The organism is Rhodopseudomonas sp. BR0M22 (genome assembly GCF_010907035.1).
In the GTDB taxonomy this organism is placed as follows: Bacteria; Pseudomonadota; Alphaproteobacteria; order Rhizobiales; family Xanthobacteraceae; genus Rhodopseudomonas.
This window is the reverse complement of the sequence record NZ_QUMK01000063.1, coordinates 25,619-34,917: the sequence shown is the minus strand read 5'-3', so window position 1 is coordinate 34,917 and position 9,299 is coordinate 25,619. Positions and strand designations below refer to the sequence as shown.

The following is a 9,299-nucleotide window of genomic DNA, read 5'->3' as shown; positions in this document are numbered from 1 at the left end:
GGCCCCATCGTGATCCTCCACGGCCTCCAATCCCTCAGAGCCATGCTCGCAGGCTGGAAGCTAAGGCCAGATGTGTGAATCTCGTAGGGTCGAGCCCGGCGATGACGGCTGTTGTCGGGATCGTCGGCCGATCGAGCCTCTCAGCTCAGCGGCCTCAAGATCCGCACCAGTTCGGCATGAATGATCTCGTTGCCGCAGACGATGTTGCCGGTCTTGAGCACATCGGCGCCGTTGATGTCGCCGACGGTGCCGCCGGCTTCGCGGATCATGACGATGCCGGCCGCGATGTCCCAGGGCGACAGATCGCGCTCCCAGAACCCGTCGAAGCGGCCGGCCGCGACCGCGGCGAGGTCGAGCGAGGCGGTGCCGAACCGGCGCATGCCGGCGACCTTGGGCTGCAGCGCCGCCATCTCACGCTGGTTCTGCGCAAAGTTGCCACGGCCGAGATGCGGCAGGCCGCAGCCGATCACGCAGTCGGGGAGTTCACGGCGGTTGGCGACGCGCAGCCGCGTGTCGTTGAGGAACGCACCTTTGCCGCGTTCGGCGATGTACAGCTCCTCATTGGCGGGATTGTAGATCAGGCCGGCGATCATCGTGCCCTCGCGCTCGAGCCCGATCGAGATCGCGAAATGCGGGATGCCGTGCAGGAAGTTGGTGGTGCCGTCGAGCGGATCGACGATCCAGCGATGGCTCTTGTCGGCGCCTTCGCGCACGCCGCCTTCCTCGCCGAGGAAGCCGTAGCCCGGCCGCGCCTTGGACAGGTCTTCGTACAGCATCTCTTCGGCGCGCTTGTCGGCGCGGGACACGAAGTTCGCCGGGCCCTTCAGCGATACCTGGAGATTCTCGATTTCTCCGAAGTCGCGCTTGAGGCTGCGGCCGGCGCGGCGCGCGGCCTTGACCATGACGTTGATGAGGGCGGAATGGATCATGGTCTGGTCTCGTGACGACCTGCGAACGGGTCCGGTCTGGAAGGGATTGTGAGGGGATTGCCGCCGAAGGGGTGCCCTTTGCGGCGGGCGGCGTCAACCCGGATCATTTGCTTCCGCCGATCCAGGTGCGGGCCGCTTCTTCGGCCTTGGCACGATCTTCGGGCGACATCTGCGCCAGGGTCTGGTCGAGCAACAGATCGCCCTTGCCGGCGGTCTTGGCGACAAGATGCCACTTCATCGCCTCGACGATGTCGCGCGTTGCCCCTTGGCCGGTGACCAGCACATGGGCGAGGCGGTTCTGGGCGATCGGGTTGTTGGCGCGCGCAGCCTTGCGCAGCAGCGCAACGGCGGCCGGCTCGTTCTTGGGGGTGCCGGTGCCGTTATAGAGCGCGATCGCATATTCGACCTGGGCCGGGACGTTGCCGGCGAGCGCCGCGGCCTGCAGCAGCCGCACTGACTGCTCGACGTTTTTGGGCACGCCGGTCCCCTCTTTGTAGAAGGTCGCCAGCGCATATTGCGCTTCCGCATTGCCGGCGTCGGCAGCGATCCTGAGCAATTCGGCGGCGCGCTTCACATCCTGCGGGAAGGTCTGGCCGTCGAGATACAGCAGCGCCAGATTATAGGCTGCCTTCGGCTCGCCGAGCTTGGCGGCCTGCGCCAGCCATTTGGCGGCTTCTTCGCGGTTCGGTGGGCCGCCACGGCCGCCCATCCGCGCCATCGCCAGCGCAAACATCGCCTCGCGGTCGCCGAGATCGGCGCCTCGCTGGTACCACTCGACCGCCTTCTTGTAGTCGCGCTTGACCCCGAGGGCGTTGGCATAGAGCTCGCCCAGCATGGTCATGGCTTTGGCGTCGTTGTCGGCCGCGCGCTTCTGCGCCAGCTCGAACGCGGTCTTGTAGAAGCCGCGCTGATAGGCGCCGTAGACCAGATCGACATTGGGATCGTCGGCTTCGGCCGCGCCGGCGCCATTGGCGGCCTTGGCGTCGGACTTGTCGGCCGGCTTCTTGTCCTTGTCTTTGGCCTGCGCAGCGGGGGCCTTGGCAGGAGCCGGCGGCCTGGGCTTCGGCTTCTCCGGCTCCAGCGGCTTCGGGAACGGGTTCGCAGAAGACGGCGGCGACAGCGAGATCTGCGCTGTGGCACCGGTCGCAAACAGCAGCGAAGCCGCAACAATCGCGAATGCGCGCAGCGCCTTCATCGTCGAATCCAATGTGTCATTGCCGGGGGGCGGCAGCGAAGCCTTGGCGGAGCGCTTCACCGGCGTCCGCCAGCGCGGCCGTGGGATCTTCGGCGCTCCAGATGAAGTCGCCGACCAGCACGAAATCGGCACCTGCTGTGGCGAATTGATGGACTTCCTCGCGGCTGGTCGCATACCCGATGCACGGCGGCTCGAACAGCTCCGCCCACCAGTCCAGCCGCTCGGCAATCGCCTCGGCCGAGGGCCGGGTTCCGTCGGCGCCGGGCTCGCCGAACAGCACATAATCTGCACCGGCTTCGCCGGCGATCATCGAATCATGGCGGGTTTCGAGCCCGCCGACCCCGGCGATGCGGGACGGCTGCAATTGCGGCAGCCATTCCTGCATCGCTTCGAGGCCGGTCAGATGCGCCCCATCGGCGCCGCCGCGGGCCACCAGATCGGCGTGGCCGTCGACCAGCAGCGCCGCGCCGCCCGCCTGCACCGCCGGTGCCACCGCCTTGATCCGCGACGTCAGGGTGCGCGGATCGGACGGTTCCAGCCGCAGCAGCACCGCCGCCACATCGGCGGCGGCGAGCAGCTTCGGCAGGGCCCCGACAATGGCGGCGGGATCGGCGATCGCCGGCGTCGCCAGATACAGGCGCGGCGCCGGACGCGATGGGGCGGGCTTGGCGTTCATTGCAGCTCAGGCGGCCTTCTTGGTTTCGAGCTCGGCGCTCCACTCGCCCTTGGCGGCGAGCGAGTTCATCCGGGCCCGGTGCGTGAACGCGGCCTGACCGGCCGCGACGTTCTCGGCCTTGCCCGACCACGCCTTCTGCGGCGCGGCCTGCAGGGCACGGCCGTAAGAGAAGGTGAGGCCCCAGGGCAGGCCGCCGATCTTGTTCATGGCATCGAGGTGGGCCGTCGCTTCTTCGTCCGACTGGCCGCCGGACAGGAAGGCGATGCCCGGCACCGCCGACGGCACGCAGGCCTTCAGCAGCTTCACGGTCTTCTCGGCGACTTCCTGCACCGACGCCTTCTTAGCCGATTTCTTGCCCGGGACCGCCATGTTCGGCTTCAGGATCATGCCTTCGAGGGCGACGCGCTGGAAGTAGAGTTGCTGGAAGGTTTCCTTCAGCACCCATTCGGTGACGTTGTAGCAGGTGTCGATGTCGTGGGCGCCGTCCATCAGCACCTCGGGCTCGACGATCGGCACGATCTGCGCCTGCTGGCACAGCGCCGCGTAGCGCGCCAGCGCATGGGCGTTGGTCATGATCGCGGTATGGGTCGGTACGCCGCGGGCGGTGTCGATGTCGATCACGGCGCGCCATTTCGCGAAGCGGGCGCCCTGCTTGTAGTACTTGGCGAGCCGTTCGGCGAGCTTGTCGAGGCCGACCGTGATGGTCTCGCCCGGGCAGTTCGGCAGCGGCTGGGTGCCCTCGTCGACCTTGATGCCGGGAATACTGCCGGCCTGCTCGATCAGCTTCACCAGCGGAGTGCCGTCGGCGGCGTTCTGCCAGATCGTCTCGTCGTAAAGGATCACGCCGGAGACGTAGTCGCTCATCGCTTCCTTGGAGCGGAACAGCATCTCGCGATAGTCGCGGCGATTGGTCTCGGTCGACTCCACCCCGATCACGTCGAACCGCTTCTTGATCGTCCCCGACGACTCGTCGGCGGCGAGAATGCCCTTGCCGGGCGCCACCATGGCGCGAGCGATCTGGTTCAAGTCAGCGAGGTTCATCGCGTCTCTCCTTTGGCTGTTCTTGTTGAGGTGGGAAGCCGTTCGGACAGGGTCTTAGACAATGCCGAGGAAGATGGCGAGGGCGCGATTGACCGCGGCCATGTCGTCGGTGGAGAGGGAACCGATCCGTTGGCCAACCCGGCGCCGCGCGACAGCCGTGATCTTATCCACCATGATCTGCGACCGTTGCAGGAGGCCATTATCCGGGGTCGGCTCGACCGCAAGGCGGATCGCCGGGATATCGCGCAGTTCAGTGGTAAGGGGCAAAATCGCGAGGGAGGGGACCTCCTCGAAGTCGTCGACCTGCACGACTACGGCAGGCCTCGGCTTGCCGTAGTCGCCCTGCATCGCGACCAGAACGACGTCGCCTCGGGTCACTTCCAGCCTTCTGGATCAAACCAGTCTTCAGTTTCGGCCAGGATCTGTTGTTCGTGCGGATCGTTCTTGAGCAGCAGGCACTGCCGCCTGATCTTGGCCTTGTATTCCGGCGAGTTGTAGTCGTCCGGGACCCAGATCGTCACCGGCTTTAGCCCCATCGCCTTCATCTTCTCGCGGTGGCGGCGGACGCGCTCGGCGGTGGCGCTGCGCGGCTTAGCCGCTGTGCCGGGGCGGCGCGTGAGCTTTGCCCCCGCAGGCTTGTCGACCGGCTTGTCCATCGCGGCAATCCCCTCCAACCGGAGCGTTACATGTAACGCAAGATAGGCTCCGGCGGAGGTGGTCGCAAGCCGGCGCCGCGATGGGCGCCGGCGAGACGGATCACTTGACCCGCAGCACTTCCACGCCCGGCAGCGGCTTGCCTTCCATCCACTCCAGGAAGGCGCCGCCGGCGGTCGAGATGTAGGTGAAGTCGTCGGCAACGCCGGCGTGGTTGAGCGCCGCGACGGTGTCGCCGCCGCCCGCCACCGACACCAGCTTACCCGCTTTGGTGCGCTTGGCGGCGTGCTTGGCGGCCTCGACCGTGCCCTTGTCGAACGGCGTCAGCTCGAACGCGCCGACCGGGCCGTTCCACACCAGGGTGGCGGCGTCGTCGATCGCGGCGTGGATGCGCTCGATCGAGCGCGGGCCGACATCGAGGATCATGCTGTCCGGCGGGATTGCGTCGAGCCCATAGGCGAACGACGGCGCGTTGGCCTCGAAGTGATACGCCACGGTGGCGTCCACGGGGAGGATGATGGCGCAGTTGGCGGCCTCGGCCTTGTTCATGATCCGCAGCGCGGTTTCCGCCAGATCCTTCTCGCACAGCGACTTGCCGACCTTGACGCCCTGAGCATGCAGGAAGGTGTTGGCCATGCCGCCGCCGATCACCAGCGCCTGCACCTTGGTGACCAGGTTTTCGAGAAGATCGATCTTGCTCGACACCTTGGCGCCGCCGACGATCGCGATCACCGGCTTGGTCGGCGCTTCCAGCGCCTTGTTCAGCGCCACCAGCTCGGCCTGCATGGTGCGGCCCGCATAGGCCGGCAGCTTGTGGCCGAGGCCTTCGGTGGTGGCGTGGGCGCGGTGCGCGGCCGAGAACGCGTCGTTGACCCAGATGTCGCCGAGCTCGGCGAGCTTCTCCACGAACGCCGGATCGTTCTTCTCTTCCTCGGGATGGAAGCGGGTGTTTTCCAGGCACAGGATGTCGCCGTCGGCCATCGCGGCGATCGCCTTGGCGGCGGGCTCGCCGATGCAGTCGTCGGCAAAGCCGACCGGCTTCTTGACGACGTCCGCGAGCGCGGCCGCGACCGGCTTCAGCGAATTCTTGTCGTCGCGTCCCTTCGGCCGGCCGAAATGCGCCAGCAGAATCACCTTGCCGCCCTTGGATGCGATCTCGGTAATGGTCGGCGCAACGCGCTCGAGCCGGGTGCTGTCGGTCACCTTGCCGGCGTCCATCGGCACGTTGAGGTCGACGCGCAGCAACACGCGTTTGCCCTTCACATCGACGTCGTCGAGGGTGCGGAATGTCTTTGTCATGATGAACCCTGTGTGTGGGGCCCATCCTTCGAGACGCCTCGCTGCGCTCGGCTCCTCAGGATGAGGCTTCCAAAGCGGCGAGGAGACAAGCTCCTCGCGCCGGACATAGTCCTCATGGTGAGGAGCGGGCGAAAGCCCGCGTCTCGAACCATGAGTTCACAAGTAACAGGCCGTCAGATCAGCTTGCCCATCGCGACGGCGGTGTCGGCCATGCGGTTGGAGAAGCCCCACTCGTTGTCGTACCACGACATCACGCGCACCAGCGTGCCGTTCTGCACCTTGGTCTGGTCCATGTGGAAGGTCGACGAGTGCGGATCGTGGTTGAAGTCGATCGAGACGTTCGGCGCGTTGGTGTAGCCGAGGATGCCCTTCAGCTCCTGCTCGGCGGCGCGCTTGATGGCGTCGTTGATTTCTTCCTTGGTGGTGGCCTTCTTGGCGATAACCTTGAGGTCGACCACCGACACGTTCGGGGTCGGCACGCGGATCGCGACGCCGTCGAGCTTGCCCTTCAGCTCGGGCAGCACCAGGCCGATCGCCTTGGCGGCGCCGGTCGAAGTCGGGATCATCGACATCGCCGCGGCGCGGCCGCGGTAGAGATCCTTGTGCATGGTGTCCAGCGTCGGCTGGTCGCCGGTGTAGGCGTGGATCGTGGTCATGAAGCCGGTCTCGATGCCGACGGTGTCGTTCAGCACCTTGGCGACCGGAGCCAGACAGTTCGTGGTGCACGAACCGTTCGACACCACCATGTGGTCCTTGGTCAGGGTCTCGTGGTTGACGCCATACACGATGGTCGCGTCAGCGCCGTCCGACGGAGCCGAAACCAGAACGCGCTTGGCGCCGGCGGTCAGCAGCGCGGCGGCCTTATCGCGCGCGGTGAAGATGCCGGTGCATTCCAGCGCGATGTCGACGCCCAGATCCTTGTACGGCAGCGCCGACGGATCCTTGATCGCCGTCACCTTGATCTTGCCGCGGCCGGCATCGATGGTGTCGCCGTCGACCTTCACCTCATGCGGAAACCGGCCGTGCACCGAGTCGAAGCGCAGCAGATGGGCGTTGGTCTCGACCGGGCCGAGATCGTTGATCGCAACGACTTCGATATCCTTACGGCCGGACTCGTAGATCGCCCGCAGAACATTGCGGCCGATACGGCCAAACCCATTGATCGCGACCCGGACTGCCATCCAATTTCTCCTCGCTGCAGATGATTTTCAGTTCTATGACGGAGCAATCCCCGTACTCTTGCGCGGTTTCATGCCCAAAATACCGAGCGGTTGCAATCCGCTCGTTCATGATTCAGATCAAAGACTTACCGCAGGCGCGGCTCACCGATGCGGTGAACTGCCGCGCCTGACAAAATTGCGCGATCTTTAATCGCTGGCCTGCGAGCGCCGCGTTATTAGGCTGCGAGTCGACGCTTAGCGGCGTCCGCTACAGCTTCGGCGGTAATGCCGAAATGTTTGTAGAGCTCCTTGGCAGGTGCGCTGGCACCGAACCCGGTCATGCCGACGAAGCCGCCGTCCGGACCGATAACCGCATCCCAGCCGAACCGCACCGCAGCTTCGACTGCGACCTTGACCGGCGCATCGCCGATGATGGCCGCGCGGGTGGCATCGTCCTGCGCCAGCAGCAGATCGAGCGACGGCACCGAAACGACGCGGGCGGCGACGCCCTGCACTTCGAGCAGCTTCTGCGCTGCGACGGCGATCTCGACTTCGGAGCCGGTGGCGAAGATCGAGACCTGCGCCTTGCCGGGCGCCGGGATCAGCTCATAGCCGCCCGTGGCACTGAGGTTGGCCTCGGACGTCGCGGTGCGCACCTGAGCGAGGTTCTGCCGCGACAGCGCCAGGACGGTCGGCCCGTTGGTGTTCTCCAGCGCGAGCTGCCAGCACTCGGCGGTTTCCACTGCGTCGGCGGGACGGAACACCCGCATGTTCGGCATCGCCCGCAGCGCCGCCAGATGCTCGACCGGCTGATGGGTCGGCCCGTCTTCGCCGAGCCCGATCGAATCGTGGGTCATGATGTACACCACCGGCACATGCGACAGCGCCGCGACCCGCATCGACGGGCGGGCGTAGTCGGTGAAGCACAGGAAGGTGCCGCCCGCGGGCGCGAAGCCGCCGTGCAGCGCGAGGCCGTTCATCGCCGCCGCCATACCCATCTCGCGGATGCCGTAATGGATGTAACGGCCGGAGAAATCGTCCGGGGTGACGTCCTTGGCCTGCTTGACGCGGGTGTTGTTGGACGGCGTCAGGTCGGCTGAGCCGAGCAGCAATTCCGGCACCACCGGCGTCAGCGCCTCGAGCGCGAGTTCGCTGGCTTTGCGGGTGGCGATGGTCTGCGGTTCGGCGACGAGCTTGTCCTTCAGCGCGCGGATCGCGTCCGCAATCGCTGCGGGCCGCTTGCGGTCGATCACCCGCCGCTTGAATTCGTCGCGCTTGTCGGCCGGCAGGGCTTCGAATCGCGCCAGCCAGTCGGTGCGTGCCGAGGCGCCCTGCTTGCCGACATTGCGCCAGGCGCTGAGCACGTCGTCGGGAATCTCGAACGGCCCGTAATCCCAGCCGAGTGCCTTCTTGGCGCCGGCGAGTTCTTCGGCACCGAGCGGTTCGCCATGCGCTTTCGATGTGCCGGCCTTGTGCGGCGCGCCGAATCCGATGGTCGTCTTGCAGGCGATCATGGTCGGCCGGTCGGACGCCTGGGCCTTTCGGATCGCATCGGCGATCGCGTTGTGGTCGTGGCCGTCGATCCGGAACGAATTCCAGCCGTGCGCCTGGAAGCGTGCGACCTGGTCCACATTGTCGGTGAGCGACAGCGGGCCGTCGATCGAGATGCCGTTGTCGTCGTACAGGAAGATCAGCTTCGACAGCTTGAGATGCCCCGCGAGCGCGATCGCCTCGTGGCTGACGCCTTCCATCAGGTCGCCGTCGGAGCACAGCACGTAGGTGTAATGGTCGACGATGTCGCCAAATTCGGCCTGCAGCAGCCGCTCAGCCAGCGCGGTGCCGACCGAGGACGCCACGCCTTGGCCGAGCGGACCGGTGGTGGTCTCGACCGACGACGTGATGCAGTTCTCAGGATGGCCCGGGGTCTTGGAGCCGAGCTGGCGGAAATTCTTGATCTGATCGAGCGTCAGCTCTTCATTGCCGGTCAGATACAGCAGCGCATAAAGCAGCATCGAGCCGTGGCCGGCCGACAGGATGAAGCGGTCGCGGTCCGGCCAGTGCGGATCGGCGGCATCGAACTTCAGGAACTGCGACCACAGCACGGTCGCCACATCGGCGGCGCCCATCGGCAGGCCGGGATGGCCGGATTTGGCTTTCTCCACCGCATCCATCGCCAGCGCCCGGATTGCGTTTGCCATACGGGAATGATCGACCTGCGCCATGATTGAATCCGCCTGAGAATGAGGGTGTCGGTGGTCCGATGGAATCGGAACGTGCCCTGCCTCCATGGCAAGGCGATGAACAGAACAGATGGGGCTGAACAGCCGGGGAAGCCAGCCCGCATA

The 9,299-nt window shown here is 66.1% G+C and carries 9 protein-coding genes; all 9 read right to left on the bottom strand.

The window, feature by feature from the left end:
- Positions 1–140: 140 nt before the first annotated feature.
- The 9 genes from DY468_RS18975 to tkt all read right to left on the bottom strand — a co-directional run bounded on the left by DY468_RS18975 (position 141) and on the right by tkt (position 9,176).
- Positions 141–929 carry an inositol monophosphatase family protein gene (locus DY468_RS18975; RefSeq protein ID WP_164606336.1) on the bottom strand — a complete coding sequence of 263 codons (789 nt, stop codon included), beginning with the start codon at positions 927–929 and terminating at the stop codon, positions 141–143.
- 103 nt (positions 930–1,032) lie between these two features.
- Positions 1,033–2,124, bottom strand: a complete 1,092-nt coding sequence (locus DY468_RS18970) for a tetratricopeptide repeat protein (protein ID WP_164606335.1) — start codon at positions 2,122–2,124, stop codon at positions 1,033–1,035.
- 16 nt (positions 2,125–2,140) lie between these two features.
- Entirely contained in the window at positions 2,141–2,800 is a 660-nt protein-coding gene (locus tag DY468_RS18965; protein WP_164606334.1) for a thiamine phosphate synthase, read from the bottom strand.
- Between the two features lie 6 nt (positions 2,801–2,806).
- Positions 2,807–3,841 carry a class I fructose-bisphosphate aldolase gene (locus DY468_RS18960; protein WP_107354363.1) on the bottom strand — a complete coding sequence of 345 codons (1,035 nt, stop codon included), beginning with the start codon at positions 3,839–3,841 and terminating at the stop codon, positions 2,807–2,809.
- A gap of 54 nt (positions 3,842–3,895) precedes the next feature.
- A complete protein-coding gene (locus DY468_RS18955) occupies positions 3,896–4,219 on the bottom strand; it encodes a type II toxin-antitoxin system PemK/MazF family toxin (protein ID WP_164606333.1) in 324 nt (107 codons plus the stop codon).
- A complete protein-coding gene (locus DY468_RS18950; RefSeq protein WP_164606332.1) occupies positions 4,216–4,497 on the bottom strand; it encodes an antitoxin MazE family protein in 282 nt (93 codons plus the stop codon). The genes DY468_RS18955 and DY468_RS18950 overlap by 4 nt, the downstream gene beginning before the upstream one ends.
- Before the next feature lie 100 nt (positions 4,498–4,597).
- Positions 4,598–5,794: a phosphoglycerate kinase gene (locus DY468_RS18945; RefSeq protein ID WP_164606331.1), complete on the bottom strand. Its 1,197-nt coding sequence runs from the start codon at positions 5,792–5,794 to the stop codon at positions 4,598–4,600.
- A gap of 173 nt (positions 5,795–5,967) precedes the next feature.
- Positions 5,968–6,975 (bottom strand): type I glyceraldehyde-3-phosphate dehydrogenase, encoded by a 1,008-nt coding sequence (gap, locus tag DY468_RS18940; protein WP_164606330.1) that lies wholly within the window; start codon positions 6,973–6,975, stop codon positions 5,968–5,970.
- A gap of 215 nt (positions 6,976–7,190) precedes the next feature.
- On the bottom strand, positions 7,191–9,176 hold the full coding sequence (gene tkt, locus DY468_RS18935) for a transketolase (RefSeq protein WP_164606329.1): 1,986 nt from the start codon (positions 9,174–9,176) through the stop codon (positions 7,191–7,193).
- Positions 9,177–9,299 lie beyond the last annotated feature (123 nt).

Coding starts and splice junctions, on each gene's coding strand:
- DY468_RS18975 (WP_164606336.1), bottom strand. CDS start 929: ATGATCCATTCCGCCCTCATCAACGTCATGGTCAAGGCCGCGCGCCGC.
- DY468_RS18970 (WP_164606335.1), bottom strand. CDS start 2,124: ATGAAGGCGCTGCGCGCATTCGCGATTGTTGCGGCTTCGCTGCTGTTT.
- DY468_RS18965 (WP_164606334.1), bottom strand. CDS start 2,800: ATGAACGCCAAGCCCGCCCCATCGCGTCCGGCGCCGCGCCTGTATCTG.
- DY468_RS18960 (WP_107354363.1), bottom strand. CDS start 3,841: ATGAACCTCGCTGACTTGAACCAGATCGCTCGCGCCATGGTGGCGCCC.
- DY468_RS18950 (WP_164606332.1), bottom strand. CDS start 4,497: ATGGACAAGCCGGTCGACAAGCCTGCGGGGGCAAAGCTCACGCGCCGC.
- DY468_RS18945 (WP_164606331.1), bottom strand. CDS start 5,794: ATGACAAAGACATTCCGCACCCTCGACGACGTCGATGTGAAGGGCAAA.
- gap (WP_164606330.1), bottom strand. CDS start 6,975: ATGGCAGTCCGGGTCGCGATCAATGGGTTTGGCCGTATCGGCCGCAAT.
- tkt (WP_164606329.1), bottom strand. CDS start 9,176: ATGGCGCAGGTCGATCATTCCCGTATGGCAAACGCAATCCGGGCGCTG.